General features: G+C 61.8%; 12 protein-coding genes. 3 read left to right on the top strand and 9 right to left on the bottom strand.

What is annotated here, in order from left to right; all coding sequences use genetic code 11:
- Positions 1–398 precede the first annotated feature (398 nt).
- The gene (locus RI103_RS24720) at positions 399–1,019 is read right to left on the bottom strand and encodes a hypothetical protein (protein WP_310818263.1); all 621 of its coding nucleotides are present in this window, start codon (positions 1,017–1,019) and stop codon (positions 399–401) included.
- 297 nt (positions 1,020–1,316) lie between these two features.
- Here RI103_RS24720 and hpnJ point away from each other — a divergent pair, with 297 nt between their 5' ends.
- Positions 1,317–2,738, top strand: coding sequence for a hopanoid biosynthesis associated radical SAM protein HpnJ (gene hpnJ / locus RI103_RS24715; protein WP_310818261.1), 1,422 nt, complete (start codon positions 1,317–1,319; stop codon positions 2,736–2,738).
- A gap of 332 nt (positions 2,739–3,070) precedes the next feature.
- Here hpnJ and RI103_RS24710 read toward each other — a convergent pair whose 3' ends face one another.
- Genes RI103_RS24710 through RI103_RS24700 form a run of 3 tightly spaced genes read right to left on the bottom strand, consistent with a single transcriptional unit; the run spans position 3,071 to position 5,118 of the window.
- Positions 3,071–3,685 (bottom strand): hypothetical protein, encoded by a 615-nt coding sequence (locus tag RI103_RS24710; protein ID WP_310818259.1) that lies wholly within the window; start codon positions 3,683–3,685, stop codon positions 3,071–3,073.
- A gap of 45 nt (positions 3,686–3,730) precedes the next feature.
- The gene (locus tag RI103_RS24705; protein WP_310818257.1) at positions 3,731–4,522 is read right to left on the bottom strand and encodes a molybdopterin-dependent oxidoreductase; all 792 of its coding nucleotides are present in this window, start codon (positions 4,520–4,522) and stop codon (positions 3,731–3,733) included.
- A gap of 2 nt (positions 4,523–4,524) precedes the next feature.
- Positions 4,525–5,118, bottom strand: coding sequence for a cytochrome b/b6 domain-containing protein (locus tag RI103_RS24700; RefSeq protein ID WP_310818255.1), 594 nt, complete (start codon positions 5,116–5,118; stop codon positions 4,525–4,527).
- Between the two features lie 381 nt (positions 5,119–5,499).
- Between RI103_RS24700 and RI103_RS24695 the strand changes: the two genes are divergently transcribed.
- Together RI103_RS24695 and RI103_RS24690 are read left to right on the top strand one after the other, a co-directional pair.
- Positions 5,500–6,420, top strand: coding sequence for an AEC family transporter (locus tag RI103_RS24695; RefSeq protein WP_310818253.1), 921 nt, complete (start codon positions 5,500–5,502; stop codon positions 6,418–6,420).
- 434 nt (positions 6,421–6,854) lie between these two features.
- Positions 6,855–9,593 carry an MGH1-like glycoside hydrolase domain-containing protein gene (locus RI103_RS24690; protein WP_310818251.1) on the top strand — a complete coding sequence of 913 codons (2,739 nt, stop codon included), beginning with the start codon at positions 6,855–6,857 and terminating at the stop codon, positions 9,591–9,593.
- 199 nt (positions 9,594–9,792) lie between these two features.
- Here RI103_RS24690 and RI103_RS24685 read toward each other — a convergent pair whose 3' ends face one another.
- The 5 genes from RI103_RS24685 to RI103_RS24665 form a co-directional block, all read right to left on the bottom strand.
- Entirely contained in the window at positions 9,793–10,455 is a 663-nt protein-coding gene (locus RI103_RS24685) for a dihydrofolate reductase family protein (protein WP_310818249.1), read from the bottom strand.
- A 165-nt stretch (positions 10,456–10,620) separates the two neighbouring features.
- Positions 10,621–11,769, bottom strand: a complete 1,149-nt coding sequence (locus RI103_RS24680; protein WP_310818247.1) for an enoyl-CoA hydratase/isomerase family protein — start codon at positions 11,767–11,769, stop codon at positions 10,621–10,623.
- A complete protein-coding gene (locus RI103_RS24675) occupies positions 11,769–12,584 on the bottom strand; it encodes an enoyl-CoA hydratase (RefSeq protein WP_310818246.1) in 816 nt (271 codons plus the stop codon). Before RI103_RS24675 ends, RI103_RS24680 begins: the two co-directional genes overlap by 1 nt.
- Complete coding sequence (gene mmsB / locus RI103_RS24670; protein WP_310818245.1) at positions 12,581–13,486, bottom strand: 3-hydroxyisobutyrate dehydrogenase; 906 nt, start codon at positions 13,484–13,486, stop codon at positions 12,581–12,583. The genes RI103_RS24675 and mmsB overlap by 4 nt, the downstream gene beginning before the upstream one ends.
- A gap of 34 nt (positions 13,487–13,520) precedes the next feature.
- A complete protein-coding gene (locus RI103_RS24665) occupies positions 13,521–15,032 on the bottom strand; it encodes a CoA-acylating methylmalonate-semialdehyde dehydrogenase (RefSeq protein ID WP_310818244.1) in 1,512 nt (503 codons plus the stop codon).
- Positions 15,033–15,048: the final 16 nt, after the last annotated feature.

Here is a 15,048-nt window from a genome sequence, read left to right as displayed (position 1 = left end):
TGAAAACGAGCCAGGGTTTTGCTCCCTCGTTGACTCGAGGCCGGTCATAACTTTGTGTTGGGCTGTCTGACGCTGGCGGTTGATAGCGAGATCACCGACGACGTTTGCGCCCGTACGCACGTCATTGCGGTGGATCCATCTGCCGCCAATCCATGCGCGGAGCGCGACGACACCCTGACAGCCGCGCCCGAGCAGGTGGAACCCTGACGCTCACGCTTTCGTGAAACACCTGCGTGAGCGCCACCGCGCGATGTCCCGAAGGGTCACGCGCGGACGAGTAGTGGTCCGCAGTCGGACCCACTCCCGCCGTTCACGCCCTCGGTGATTCAAGGCGCGCTTCCCAACCGGATGATCGGCTCGCGCCGCCTTCATGCGCGTACATTCGCCGACGCCCGCGTTCAGGGGTCCGCCTCCAGCGTAACGCCGGCACCGCGAATCACTTGCAGATAAGCGACGGTATCGCCGACCGCAGCAGTTGCCTGCTCTGCGAGCCTGCGCACGCGTGCTGACTTTTCGGCGCTCGCCATCATCGATTCGAGTGCGTCCGCATACGCGAATCCGTGGGCCGTGGCCGCGCCGAGCACGGCGTCCACAACACGCCGGGCGGCCACGCGGGCGTCGATCGGTGCGAGCGATGCCCGGTACGTTAAAAAGCCCGCCATCAGCAGAAACTCGGTCGGGCTGATATACCGGCCGTTGCCAACCGGCACGCCATCCCCATTGCCGTGATCCAGCGCCATATCTCGCCTCCCACCTTGGGACACCGGGCGCCGTGAACCCACGCGCCGTGGCATTACCGCAAGGGATTCCCCGTAATCCGGGTTGCCGCGCGCGACGCTGCACGCCGCGTAAAGAAGATGGCTCGGCCAAACCCGCGCTGCGGTGGAAAGCCATTCAGGAAAATATAGTACAGAAAGAATCGCGCCTGCCAGAGAATGCGACACGTTCGACATCGGGTTAATACTAACCCCACCGTTCGAAGTCATTTCCCTGTCACGAGCGGCGGCCCAATAGTCCATATTTTTCGCGGTGCCGAGACCGCAAGTCGTAGTATTCTTAATCCGCCGCTGCTCCGCGGTGAGAACCACCGCCTCGGCACCTCGCGTCGTCTGTCGTGCGGCTCAAAGAGGATGATGATGTGGCCCCCGCCACGCGTCCCGATAGATCCAGGGAGATGACTGCATCGAAAACCGCTCCCCCGCGGCATTGTCATGTTTTTGAAGGCTTCGAAATAATTCGTGAACATCGCCGATGCATGGCGAGTCCCTGCGGACAACTCATCTGGCCCGCGTGGACGATTTTCTTCGAGGGAATTCATGAAAACGTTGTTTCTGCAAGCGCCTTCCTATGAAGGCTTCGATGGCGGCGCAGGTTCCCGCTTCCAGACGAAGCGCGAGATCAAATCGTTCTGGTATCCAACTTGGCTCGTCCAACCCGCTGCGCTGGTCGAGGGAAGCCGAGTCGTGGATGCCCCCGCCGATGATCTGTCGCTCGAAGCGACGCTTGACATTGCACAGGAATACGAACTTGTCATCATTCATACGAGTTCACCGTCGTTCCAGACCGACATTCAATTCGCGGAGCACTTGAAGCAGCACAAACCCTCGATCCTCGTCGGGATGATCGGAGCGAAAGTGGCCGTCGACCCTCACGGCTCGCTTACGGCAAGCGATACACTCGATTTTGTATGCCGTGAAGAATTCGATTTCACATGTCGCGAAATTGCGCAGGGACTCCCGTTCGAATCGATTCTCGGCCTGAGCTACCGCCTGCCCGATGGCGGAATCGTGCACAACGACGCCCGGCCCATTCTCGAAGACATGGACCAGTTGCCGTTCGTCTCGCCCATCTATAAGCGCGACCTGACGCCGGAGCATTACTTCAGCGGTTACCTCAAGCATCCCTATCTGTCGCTCTATACGGGGCGCGGCTGCAAATCCAGGTGCACCTTCTGCCTCTGGCCGCATACGGTCGGCGGCCATCGCTATCGCACGCGCTCGGTCGAAAACGTCCTCGAAGAAGTGAAATGGATCAGGGACAACATGCCCGAGATCAAAGAGATCATGTTCGACGACGACACCTTCACGGATCTGAGACCGAGAGCCGAAGAGATCGCTCGCGGACTTGGCAAGTTAGGCGTGACGTGGTCGTGCAATGCGAAGGCGAACGTGCCCTACTCCACCCTCAAGGTGATGAAAGAGAACGGGTTGCGGCTTTTGCTCGTCGGCTATGAATCCGGCGACGACCAGATTCTCGTGAACGTCAAAAAGGGCCTACGCACCGATATGGCGCGCCAGTTCAGTGAGGATTGCCGCAAGCTCGGTATCAAGATTCACGGCACATTCATCCTCGGCCTGCCCGGCGAGACGCACGAGACGATACAGAAGACGATCGAGTACGCGAAAGAGATCAATCCCCATACGATCCAGGTGTCGCTCGCCGCGCCTTATCCGGGTACGGTCCTTCACAAGCAGGCCGTCGAAAATGGATGGCTCAATGACACCAAGGTCATCACCCTCGTCAATTCCGCGGGCACCCAGGCTTCCACGATCGGCTATCCGCACCTGTCGCGCGAGGATATCTACCTTGGCGTCGAGGAGTTCTATAAGCGCTTCTATTTCCGGCCGTCGAAAATCTGGGAAATCGTCCGCGAAATGCTGATGAGTTGGGAGATGATGAAGCGGCGGCTGCAGGAAGGCGCGGAGTTCTTCAGATATCTTCGTGCACGCAAGGTGTGAGGCGCCAGATAGAGAGATCCACCTCGGACTGAACGCTACCCCCAATGAATGGCCGCTTTCGCCCGGGGTCTATGTCCAGCACGCGCTCTTGCGCTACAAGCTGTTGCCCTCGTCCATCGACGCGCCGCGGCAGACGCCAGCGCTGCTGGCGCTGCTGCCGCCCGGCGTCGGCGCTGCCGTGGTGATGCTGCTCGCGGCTCATCTCTGAGCTCGCCGGGAACCTGATCTCAGGATGCCGCTTCAGTGGTCGCGTCAGTTGCTTTTCGGCGGCACCACCTGGCCGCGGATCTCGTGCTACCGCAGCGGGCAGGTCAACTTACGATCGCCGTCGACTACATCGGCGGAGCGACTCCATCCTTTTCGACCACCACGCGCTGCGCGACAAATGCACCCTGCGCCGCGGCCGTCGCGACCACAAACACCTTCTTGCCCGGGGTCAGGTCGGTGCGTGCGGCCGGCGTGAAAGTCACGATGGGTACGTTAGGCGGTACGGTTACCTCATTGTTCCCGCCTTTGTACGACAACTTCAGATTCCGGCCGCTGGTGCCCTGAACAACCGTGTCGACATTCGCATTCGTCATGGTGCTGTTCGGCCCGAGGTCCCATGCGTAGTGACCTTCACCCGAGCCGCGTGCGGATTCGGGGAAGACAACCACTTCGGTGGCCGTCAACTTTCCGTCAGTGCCTGTCGTTGCGGCCGTGCCGACGAAGGAGCCGGGCTTGATGTCCGAAAGCTGCATGGCCTTGACCGCCGACACGGCAACGGCCGGTTTGAGCTCGATCGACACAGTGTCGCCGCTACGACGATGCACCTTCAGGACGTCGCCGTCGAGCGAGACAATATCGCCGCGGATGCGCGACGGTTTGGCGGCAGGCGTCTGAGCGAGCACGACACTGGCAAAAGTCAGCGTTGCGAGGGTGACGCCAAGTTTCAAGCGGATTGACATGGATGCTCCATAAGTACTGTTGAGTTTCGAGTGGACTAGTGCACATCAGGAACCGCCGAACCAGTTATAGCCCTGGTTCTCCCAGTAACCACCGGGAAATTCGTTCGTCACACTGATTGCGACGATATGCTTCGGATTCTTGTAGCCGAGCTTGGTCGGCATACGCAGCTTCATCGGGAAGCCGTATTTAGGTGGCAGCGCCTGACCGTCGTAGGTGAGCGTAAGCAGCGTCTGCGCGTGCAGTGCAGTGGGCATGTCGATACTGGTCCAGTAGTTGTCCGCGCAGTGCAGCGACACGTACTTCGCCGTGAGGTCCGCGCCCGTGCGCTTCAGGAAATCGGAGAAGCGTACGCCACCCCATCGGCCGATCGCACTCCATCCTTCAATGCAGATATGGCGCGTGATCTGGCTTTCCTGCGGCAACGCGCGCAGCTCGTCGAGCGTCCAGACACGTTTGCCATTCGCGAGGCCGCTCACCTGGAGCCGGTAGGCAGCGGTGTCGACTTCGGGCACATCGTCGATATCGTAGAACGCGTTGAACGGAAACGGCCGTGTGATCATCGACTCCGGATAGGTCGGGGCCATCTCGTGCGGATTGAACAGCAGGGCTTGCACCTCGTCGTTGAAGAACGACATTCTGCGCAGCATGGTGTTCACCGACTTGTCATTGGACAAATCGCAGCCGGACAGCATCGCAATGCCGCCGAGCGTGAGAACCCGCTTGCCAAGCAGCCGGCGGGCCGGATTTTTCAGTTCGCTGCGCGCATCCTTGATGATGGATTCAGCGTGAGACCGAAGAAACGTGTCAGGCTTCGCAGCCCGCTTTCGAAAAGTCATGGTTACCGTCCACGAATCATCAGAAGCAGCGAGCGCGGCACCAGCGCGACCATGACGACGTGCACGACGAAGAACGTCACCAGCACGCTCATTGCAACGAAATGCACGACGCGCGCGTTGTCGTATCCACCCATCAGCGTGCGCAGCAGCGGGAACTGCACCGACTTCCATATCGCCAGTCCCGACATGATCACGAGCGCGATATCGACGATGACCACGAGATAGGCGAATTTCTGTACCGCGTTGTAGCGTGTGAGGTCCTCGTGCCCGAGCCTGCCACGCAGTGCGGCGACGAGATCGGTTGCAAGCGACTTGAAGCTGATGGGCAGCAGTTTCCGGCGCAGACGTCCCGACGCGATATTCAGCCCGACGTAGATGAGGAAATTCGCGACTAGCATCCACATGATCGCGAAATGCCATTGCAAGGCCCCGCCGAGCCAGCCGCCCAATGTGATGGCGGAAGGAAACTGTAAAGCTGGAAAGAGCGGCGAGGCGTCATAGATCTGCCAGCCGCTCATCACCATCAATACGACAGCGAGCGCGTTAATCCAGTGGGTGATGCGGACCCAGGCGGGTTGAATCGTTGTGTGAATCAAAGCGATCTCGTGATTGATGAGCTAGCACATGGTCGGACTGCTGGCCGGCCGCGACCAGGCTGCGTCGCCATACGTAAACATAACCAGCGCGCAACTATTCCATTGCGCGACAAATAAATTTTCTTGCAAGCGACCACATGCGCTGCGTTGTGGCCGAGAGCGCCAATTGGTCCATGTTTCGAAGGCAAGTGATTTGAACCAGGCACGAACCAGGTCACAGCCGGCCGCAACGGCGGTCGAACGTCCATAGCTGGCCGGCCACTGCGTGAGCCCACCGCCACCGACCTCAACCGGCGTCGCGCGGGGCTTTCACGGATAATGGCGTTCATTCACGGGCAGGCGTCCGCGCGCCTGACCGTCCGATCGTCACGGGAGGTCCTTATGCATCTCGCCGGCACCATACTTCCGATCTTCGCGATCATCCTGGCGGGGTGGCTTGCCGGCGTCTCCGGATACATACCGCGGGAATTGGCCGCGCCGCTGATGCGCTTCGCCTATTACGTCGCGATGCCAGCGCTAGTGTTTCTGACGATCGCGGACGAGACGCTTCACTCGCTGCTCGACTGGCGCTTCGTTGCCGCATTCGGCGGCGGTTCGATGTTCTGCTTTGCGGCCGTGATGATATTCGAGCGCATCGCGCGCGGAGCCAGCGTGCGAAAGAGCGCGATGCTTGCCGCCGCTGTTTCGATGACCAACACCGGTTTCGTCGCGCTGCCGATACTGAAGACTCTACTCGGCCAGCCCGGGGTGCTCGCGGCGGCCATCGCGACGGTATTCGTCGGCGCAGTCATCTTTCCGGTGTTGGTCGTGCTCCTCGAAATCGATCGACCCGACGCCTCGCGCAGCTTACGCGGGGCGGCACTGATCCGGCAGATCGCGACCAACCCGGTTATCCTTGCGACAATCTGCGGAGTGACCTGGTCGATCGTCGGCGTGACGTTGCCGGGACCGGTCACGTCGTTTCTCAAGATTCTGGGCGAAGCGTTGACTCCTTGTGCGCTTTTCTCGATCGGGCTTGATCTGACGCTGAGCGAACTGCGCCAACGTCTGAGGCTCTATGCGCTACTGACCGTGCTCAAGCTGGCGATCGTGCCGCTCGTCGTGTTCGTGCTATGCCGCGCGGCGGAGCTCGATCGCACGGCAACCGTCGCCGCTGTGGTGTGCGCCGCCGTGCCGACCGCGAAGAGCGCTTACGTGCTCGCAGTTGAATACGATGTCGAAAAAGCGGTCGTGAGCGGCGTCATCTCGATGACCACACTGTTCTCAGTCATCACGCTGCTCGCCTGGCTTCACATTCTCTAGCGGTCTGTCACGACCGTCGCTGGGCGATCCATTGCGGCCCGTCGACCCAGCGCGACATACAGGACAACAACTGCTCGCGGAAAAAATCCGTTTTGTGCAGCGCACACAAGTGTGCGAGGAGTAACGTGCGCGAACAGGAGACCCTTCGCAGCAAGCAGAGGCGGAACCCGGAACCGCCTCGCCTTCCGTCGGATAGTCTACTGTGTAACGGTGACCAGGGCATGAGCCATTGAGTTGCAGGCGACTCGCCAAAGGCGCGCGCAGGAGTCTTTTCACGCAAAGCGCACGCGGCGCGTACCTTCTCGAAGCGAACGCAGTCAAACCGCGTGTCCTTATCTGCCTTGGACGTCGAAGTTGAAGTACGTCTTCCCGCGCGTAACGCGACCGTCCGCGTTACGCGGAGTCGAGTTCATCAGCCGTAACGGAGGAAAAGCATGAGCCCCGTCATCGTGGAAGTAGCGGAACAAAAGCGCCTGAACGACGCACGCGAGGCTCAGGTCCATTGGAAGAAGTGGGGGCCCTATCTCAGTGAGCGTCAGTGGGGGACGGTCCGGGAGGACTACAGCGAAAATGGCGACGCATGGAACTACTTCACCCATGACCAGGCACGCTCACGCGCCTACAAGTGGGGCGAAGACGGGCTCGGCGGACTATGCGACGACAGGCAACGGCTGTGCTTTGCGCTAGCGCTGTGGAACGAGCGCGATCCAATTTTGAAGGAGCGCCTGTTCGGCCTCACCAACAGCGAGGGCAACCATGGTGAGGATGTCAAGGAGTATTACTTTTACCTCGACAGCACACCCACTCACTCCTACATGAAGTACCTCTACAAGTATCCGCAGCGAGAATATCCGTATCGCGACCTGGTGGAGACCAACCGGACGCGATCACGGGAGGAGTTCGAGTACGAACTGCTCGACACGGGCGTGTTTGCTGATGACCGGTATTTCGACGTGTTCGTGGAATACGCCAAGGCAGGCCCGGAAGACATTCTTGTGCGGATTTGCGTGCACAACCGTGGACCGGAAGCGGCACGGCTACGGCTCCTGCCGACACTATGGTTCCGCAATACATGGTCGTGGGGTGACGACGATCGCAAGCCCTCGCTGCGCGATGCGGGTCCTGGCGCCATTCTGGCTGCGCACCATGAGCTAGGCGAGTACTGGCTGCATTACGATGGCGCACCAGAGACGCTCTTCACCGAAAATGAGAGCAATGCGCAGCATCTGTGGAATCAACCTAACGCGTCGCCCTACGTCAAGGATGCGTTCCATGCCTACGTCGTTGCGGGCCAGGGCGACGCGGTGAATCCCGCGAGAACAGGAACCAAGGCTGCCGTCCATTACCTCTGCGATGTAGCTGGCGGCGGCAGTACGACCATTCGGCTGCGCCTGACAGCAACCCGGCTGGACAATGTCTTCGGCGACTTTGAGGAGATATTTGACAACCGTATTGCCGACGCTGACGACTTCTACAAACGGATTGCTCCCGGGTCGCTGACCGAGGATCAACGGCGGGTGCACCGTCAGGCGTTGGCGGGAATGCTGTGGGGCAAACAGTACTACTACTTCGATCTCGAACGCTGGCTGCGCGAGCATCGCAGCCATCCGTTGCTCGAGGCTGCCCGTCACGACGTGCGCAACACGGAGTGGTTCCACATGTTGAATGCCGACGTGATTTCCATGCCGGACAAGTGGGAGTACCCGTGGTACGCAGCGTGGGATTTGGCCTTCCATACGATCTCGCTGGCATTGGTCGATTTCGATTTCGCCAAGGAGCAACTGCTGTTGATGCTGCGCACCCTGTACTTCCATCCAAGCGGGCAGATCCCCGCCTACGAGTGGAACTTCAGCGACGTGAATCCGCCCGTGCATGCCGCAGCCACGCTCTGGCTCTACAAGTTTGAGAAAGAACTGGGCCGGGCTGACCCGCGCTTCCTCGAACGCTCGTTTCAGGGGTTGATGCTCAATTTCAACTGGTGGGTCAATCGCAAGGACCCCGCGGGGCACAACGTCTTCGCCGGCGGCTTTCTGGGTCTGGACAACATTGGTGTATTCGACCGCAGCGCGCAGCTTCCGACCGGCGGATCGCTGGAGCAGGCCGACGGGACGGCGTGGATGGCATTCTATTGCCAGTGCATGCTGGAGATGGCGCTGATTCTGACCGAGTACGATCCGATCTACGAGGAGGTCGCTTTCAAGTTCGTCCAGCATTTCATGTGGATTGCGTATGCGATGGATCGTATCGGCGTGAATCAGGACGAGATGTGGGATGAGGAGGACGGCTTTTTCTATGATCTGCTGCGACTCCCCGACGGCCAGACGATGCGTCTGAAGGTAAGGTCGATGGTCGGGCTGTTGCCGCTGTGCGCGTCGTCGGTGTTCGAAGCGAGTGCTGTCACTCACTATCCAAGGCTGCTGGAGCTGATCACACAGTTTCGCAAGCGCTACCCCGAACTGGTTGCCCATGTGGCGCCGACTGACGGCGGCTTCATCGGGCACAAGGAGCGCAGACTGTTGTCGATCCTCAACAAGCGCAAGCTCGAGCGCGTGCTCGGTTACATGCTCGACGAGAACGAGTTCCTCGGGCCGCACGGCATTCGTTCGCTTTCCCGCTATCACCTCGAACATCCGTTCGTGCTCCACATCGGCGGACAGGAGTACAAGGTGCAGTACCTGCCGGCCGAGTCGAATACCGGCATGTTCGGCGGTAACTCCAACTGGCGCGGTCCGGTGTGGATGCCGGTCAACTTGTTGATCATCCGCGCGCTGGTGAACCTTTACAGTTTTTTCGGCGATGATTTCAAGGTCGAATGCCCGACCGGCTCCGGGCGGCACATGACGCTCTTCGAAGTGGCGCAGGAGATTGTCCGTCGCCTGACCGGTACGTTCCTGCGCGACGCCGATGGCAAACGGCCGGTCTATGGAGGAACGGAAAAGTTTCAGAACGATCCGCACTGGCGCGACCTGATCCTGTTCTACGAGTACTTCCACGGTGACAATGGCGCGGGCCTCGGGGCCAGTCACCAGACGGGCTGGACGGGTCTCGTCGCGCCACTCCTCGACCTGTTCGGACGTGTCGATGCCAACACCGTGCTGGAAACCGAACGCTCGCGCGTGATGGCGAGAGTCGTCAGGGAACAGGTGGGCGGAGAAGAGACGGGCGAGAAGTGAGGAAAGGAAAATGCCCGCTGTACGCTACTTGGGGCTTTAGCAGAGCAACACTCGCGTCTGGCTGACCGAGTTGTCTCGCGCGCTCGGGAGAGCGGTGCTTTCCGTCGTGGACATAGTCCGCACGAGTCGTCTTCACTGAAACGGGCTATATAGTGAAAGGGCCGACGTCCCGCCAGGGACGTCGGCCTCCAGCGAGCGGCTAGGCGTCCGCGTGCCCCTGGCGCCGTAGGACGACATGCGTGGCCTTCTCCGACGCTACGGATTCGACGCATTCGTATCCCAGAGCCCGCAAGTCAAGCCCTTCGAACAGCGATTCTCCCCGCCCGAGCAGAACCGGCGCGATAGCAATGTGCAGTTCATCGATAAGGCCCTCACGAAGATACTGCCGGATTGTGTCCGGCCCACCGCCGATCCGCACGTCCAATCCGGCAGCGGCCTCGCGTGCGCGGTCGAGCGCCTCGCGAATGCCTCCTGTTATGAAGTGGAACGTCGTGCCGCCTTCCATCTCGATGGGGGAACGAGCATGATGGGTCAAGATGAAGACTGGAACGTGATACGGTGGATTGTCTCCCCACCATCCTTTCCAGTTTGTGTCCGGCCAGTCCCCACGAATGGGTCCGAACATGTTCCTCCCAAGAATCCAGGCCCCGACACTCTGAAAGCCACGGGCGGCGAAATCATCGTCAACCCCGCTCGTACCGCTGTCCTTACCGAACAAGGTCCGCTGGAACGTGCGTGTGGGGACAAGCCACTGGTGCAGATCCGTCCCGCCAACGCCGAGCGGATTGTTGATGTCCTGATTCGGACCTGCGCCGTATCCGTCGAGCGAGATGGTGAAGCCCTCAACGCGAACTCGTGTCATCGTTTGCCTCCGGTTAGACGCCTGACGTAATGTGGACAGCAAATCTGCATGCTCGGATGGGCGACGTCCAGTCCCATTCACGCTCGTGCGCCTGCGCACGGTGAAACGGCCGGCGAAAGTTGATCGCCTCTCTCGCACGGCGCTGCGTGCCGCGCCCGGTCCACTTCACCCCAACTGCGCGCCCAACGCGGCCAGCGGATGAACCTCGCTCTTCCACGGCGAAGCGAGGAAATGCGTGACACGCTCCGGCCGCACCTCGGCGAGCGTGGCAGGCGCCCAGCGGGCTTTGCGGTCCTTCTCGATCAACTGGGCTCGCACGCCTTCGCAGAAGTCCCCCTCCTCGATCACGCGCTTCACAATGCCAAGTTCCATGCGGAAGCACTCGGCCAAGGTCATCTGCCGGCCACGCAAAAGCGCCTCACGTGTGACGAAAAGCATGGTGGGCGAATGACTGGTCAGCGCGTCGTAGGTGGCCTGCAACCACTGCTTCACCTCGCGCGGCGGCTCGCGCTCCAGGTCGTGCCGCACCGTCGCGACCATTCGCTCGACGCTCGAACGCCGGTCGAAATGCCGCAAGATCAGTTGCGTGAACGCCGCCAGCGGCGCGTGCGGAATGATGTTGCACGGCGGCTCGAACACGCCGCGCAAGGCGGCCATCAAATCGCCATCGCGGGGCATGCGTTGCAAACGCTCTTCGAAACTGGCGAGCCATTCGGCCGGCACGCACAGATCCGCCAGTTGCAGGCGCAACGCGTCGGCACCGGACAAGGTCGCGCCGGTCAGCCCGACATATAGCTCGAGTTCCGCCGGCATCACGCTCAGAAAGCGCGTCGCGCCGACGTCCGGCAGAAAGCCGATGCGCGTCTCCGGCATGGCGATCTTGCTGCGCTCGGTCACGATGCGCAGCCGCGCTGCCTGGCCGAGCCCCATGCCGCCGCCCATCGTAATGCCGTCGAGCAACGCGACCACCGGCTTCGGAAACGTGTGCAGCGCATAGTCGAGCCGGTATTCGTCGACGAAGAACGCGAGCCAACGGCTGTCGCCGTTCTTCGCGAGGCGTTGCACTTCGCGCACGTCGCCGCCAGCGCAGAAGCCTTTGGCGCCCGCGCCTTTCAGCACGAGCGCGACGATGCCATCGTCGGTGCGGCAATGCTCGACCAGCACGGCGAGTTCACGCACCATGGCGTGCGAAAGCGCATTGAGCGCCGCCGGCCGGTTCAGCGTGATAATCGCCACACGGTTGACGACGCGAAACAGAATCTCGCGTTCCGCTTCAAGGCTCGTACCGGGTATGACGCTTTGCAAGGCGCTCATCAATGCGTCTCCTGCTGCGAGGCGTCCGCCTGCGCGGCCTGCGTCACCTGCCAGCGCGGCGTGCGCTTTTCAAGGAACGCGTTGACGCCTTCGCGCTGATCGGCGCCGTGGAACAGATCGACAAAGCGCTCGCGTTCCAGCGCCAGCGCCGCCGCGCGCGGCACGCCGTTGCGCCCCTGATGAATCAGCGTCTTGCTGAAGCCGACTGCCTGCGGACTCAACGTAGCGACGCGCGCCGCCATGGTCAGCGCGGCCTCGCGCGCCGCGCCCTTCTCCACCACTTCTTCGACCAGGCCGATGCGCAGCGCCGTCGCCGCGTCTACGCGCTCGCCCGTCAGAATCATCCGCTTGGCCCAGCCTTCGCCGACCAGCCACGGCAGCGTCTGCGTGCCGCAACCGCAGGGCAGCAAGCCGACCGCGGTCTCGGGCAACGCCAGCAACGCATGCTGTTCCGCGATGCGAATATCGCAAGCGAGCGCGCATTCGAGCCCGCCACCCATCGCATAACCGTTGATCGCCGCGATCACCACAGGCCGCGCGTTCTGCAAGGTCTCGAAGGCCGCGCCGAAGCGCGCCGCCGCCGTGCGCGCGACTTCGCGGTTGCCGTCGGCGAAGGTGTTCAGGTCGGCGCCCGCGCTGAAGAACCTGGGTCCGTCGCCGGTAATCACGATTGCGCGCACGCGCGCCTCGCCGTTCAAACGCTCGACGGTCTGCTGCAATTGCAACAAGCCTTCGGGCGTAAACGCGTTGGCGGGCGGCCGCTTGAGCGTGAGTTGCGCGACAGCGCCGTCGTGCGCGTAGTCGAGTTCGATCATGCCGCGCCTCCGTCCTTATCCTCTTTGCGATAGAGCTTGATCACCGCCGAGAAGTCCAGGCGTCCCGCGCCCTTCGTGCTCATCGTTTGATAAAGCTGTTGAGCCAATGCCCCGAGATAGACCGGTTGACGCGCGAATTTAGCGGCGTCGGTGGCGAGGCCCAGATCCTTGAGCATCAGATCCGTGCCGAAGCCGCCCGTGTAACCGCGCGTAGACGGCGCTGTTTCGATCACGCCGGGCATCGGATTGTAGGTGTCCGAACTCCAGCAGCGTCCCGTCGATGTATTGATGATGCCGCCCAGCACTTTCGCGTCGATACCGAGCGCCTCGCCGAGCGACATCGCCTCGGCCACGCCCGCCATCGTGATGCCGAGTACCAAGTTGTTGCAGATCTTCGCGACCTGGCCGGTGCCGGTGTCGCCGCAATGCACGATGTTCTTGCCCATCGCCGAGAGCACTGGCTTGACCTGCTCATACGCGCTCGCGCTGCCGCCGACCATGAACGTCAGCGTGCCGGCCGCCGCGCCGCCGGTGCCGCCGGACACGGGCGCATCGACGAAGGTGTTGCCGTGCCGCTGCGCGAGTTCGGCGAACGATTTGACGCTCGCGGGATCGATCGTGCTTGAATCGATGATCGTCACGCCCTTCGCGATGCCGGCGAAGATACCGTCGTCCGCGCTCAGCACGCTGCGCACATGGGCCGCGGCGGGCAGCATGGTGATCACGCATTCCGCGTCGGTCACCGCCGCTTTCGGCGAACCTGCCGCCTTCGCGCCCGCATCGACGAGCGCCTGCACGGCTTGCGCATTGAGGTCGAACACGTTGACCGCGTGGCCCGCCTTGAGCAGGTTGTGCGCCATCGGCGCGCCCATGTTGCCGAGCCCGATAAAGGCTATTTTCATGATGTCGTCTCCAGTCTCCAGAAGCCGCGTGGACTCAGCGCAGGCTGATGGTCGTGTTGACGCCGTCGTTGACGGTGTCGTCGTCGAACCAGCGGGCGGTGACCGTCTTGGTCTGCGTGTAGAACTGCACGACCTGTTTGCCGTACGGGCCGAGGTCGCCGAGCTTCGAGCCGCGCGAACCGGTGAAGCTGAAAAACGGCACCGGCACCGGAATCGGAATGTTGATGCCGACCTGGCCGATATCGATCTCGCTCTGGAATTTGCGCGCCGCCGCGCCGCTCTGCGTGAAGAGGCCCACGCCGTTGCCGAACGGATTGCGGTTGACCAGCACGATTGCGTCATCGAGCGTGGCCGCGTTCAGCACCACCAGCACCGGGCCGAAGATTTCCTGGCGGTAGATTTCCATCTCGGTGGTGACATCGGTGAAAACCGTCGGGCCGATGAAGTTGCCTTGCTCGTAGCCCGGCACCTTCACGCCGCGGCCGTCGAGCGCCAGCGTGGCGCCTTCCTTCACGCCCGTTTCGATCAGGCCGAGAATGCGCTGCCTCGCCGCGCGCGAAACCACCGGGCCGATGTCCGTGTTCGGTTCGTTGCCCGCGTTGACCTTGAGCGTCTTCGCCTTTGCCACCAGGTCCGGCAACCATTGCTGCGCAGCGCCCACCAGCACGACCACCGAGGTCGCCATGCAGCGCTGCCCGGCCGCGCCAAACCCGGCGCCGGCCAACGCGTTCAGCGTTTGCTCGCGGTTCGCATCGGGCAGGACCACGGCGTGGTTTTTCGCGCCCATCATCGATTGCACGCGTTTGCCGTGCTCGCTGCCGAGACGGTACACGTGCGTGCCGACGGCCGTCGAGCCGACGAACGAAATCGCCTTGACCAGTTCGTGCGTGCAGAGCGCGTCGACCACGTCCTTGCCGCCGTGCACCACGTTCAGCACGCCCTTCGGCACGCCGGCTTCGAGCGCGAGTTCAACCAGTTGCATGGTCGACAGCGGGTCCTGCTCCGACGGCTTCAGCACGAACGTATTGCCGCACACGATCGCCAACGGGAACATCCACAGCGGGATCATCGCCGGGAAGTTGAACGGCGTGATGCCGGCGCACACGCCGATCGGCTGACGCAGCGTGTACGTATCCACGCCGCCCGCCACGTTCTCCGCGAATTCGCCCTGCTGCAAGGTGCCGATCGAGCACGCATGCTCGACCACTTCGAGACCGCGGAAGATATCGCCTTCCGCATCGGGAATCGTCTTGCCCTGCTCCGCGCTCAAGGTCTTCGCGATACGCGGCATATGCTCGCGAATCAGCGCCTGGTACTTCAGCATGATGCGCATGCGCGCGCCGATCGGCGTGTCCTTCCAGGTCTTGAATGCGGTGTGGGCGGAGCGGATCGCTTCGTTCACTTCATCGGCGGTGGCGAACGGCACGCGCGCCAGGACCTCTTGCGTGGCGGGATTGACGATGTCGCGCCATTCGGTGGTCTTCGATTCGACAAACTCGCCGTTGATCAGCAACTTGACGGTGGCGACGGCAGCAATTGCGCTCATGCTGAAACTCCTCTGC

Source organism: Paraburkholderia sp. FT54 (assembly GCF_031585635.1).
In the GTDB taxonomy this organism is placed as follows: Bacteria; Pseudomonadota; Gammaproteobacteria; order Burkholderiales; family Burkholderiaceae; genus Paraburkholderia.
Note: the sequence above shows the minus strand (reverse complement) of the source record. Positions and strands in the feature narration are given on the sequence as shown.

What these genes read in the sequence shown, in the direction of transcription:
- RI103_RS24720 (WP_310818263.1), bottom strand. Translation starts at nt 1,019, where the DNA reads ATGGACTATTGGGCCGCCGCTCGTGACAGGGAAATGACTTCGAACGGT.
- hpnJ (WP_310818261.1), top strand. Translation starts at nt 1,317, where the DNA reads ATGAAAACGTTGTTTCTGCAAGCGCCTTCCTATGAAGGCTTCGATGGC.
- RI103_RS24710 (WP_310818259.1), bottom strand. Translation starts at nt 3,685, where the DNA reads ATGTCAATCCGCTTGAAACTTGGCGTCACCCTCGCAACGCTGACTTTT.
- RI103_RS24705 (WP_310818257.1), bottom strand. Translation starts at nt 4,522, where the DNA reads ATGACTTTTCGAAAGCGGGCTGCGAAGCCTGACACGTTTCTTCGGTCT.
- RI103_RS24695 (WP_310818253.1), top strand. Translation starts at nt 5,500, where the DNA reads ATGCATCTCGCCGGCACCATACTTCCGATCTTCGCGATCATCCTGGCG.
- RI103_RS24690 (WP_310818251.1), top strand. Translation starts at nt 6,855, where the DNA reads ATGAGCCCCGTCATCGTGGAAGTAGCGGAACAAAAGCGCCTGAACGAC.
- RI103_RS24685 (WP_310818249.1), bottom strand. Translation starts at nt 10,455, where the DNA reads ATGACACGAGTTCGCGTTGAGGGCTTCACCATCTCGCTCGACGGATAC.
- RI103_RS24680 (WP_310818247.1), bottom strand. Translation starts at nt 11,769, where the DNA reads ATGAGCGCCTTGCAAAGCGTCATACCCGGTACGAGCCTTGAAGCGGAA.
- RI103_RS24675 (WP_310818246.1), bottom strand. Translation starts at nt 12,584, where the DNA reads ATGATCGAACTCGACTACGCGCACGACGGCGCTGTCGCGCAACTCACG.
- mmsB (WP_310818245.1), bottom strand. Translation starts at nt 13,486, where the DNA reads ATGAAAATAGCCTTTATCGGGCTCGGCAACATGGGCGCGCCGATGGCG.
- RI103_RS24665 (WP_310818244.1), bottom strand. Translation starts at nt 15,032, where the DNA reads ATGAGCGCAATTGCTGCCGTCGCCACCGTCAAGTTGCTGATCAACGGC.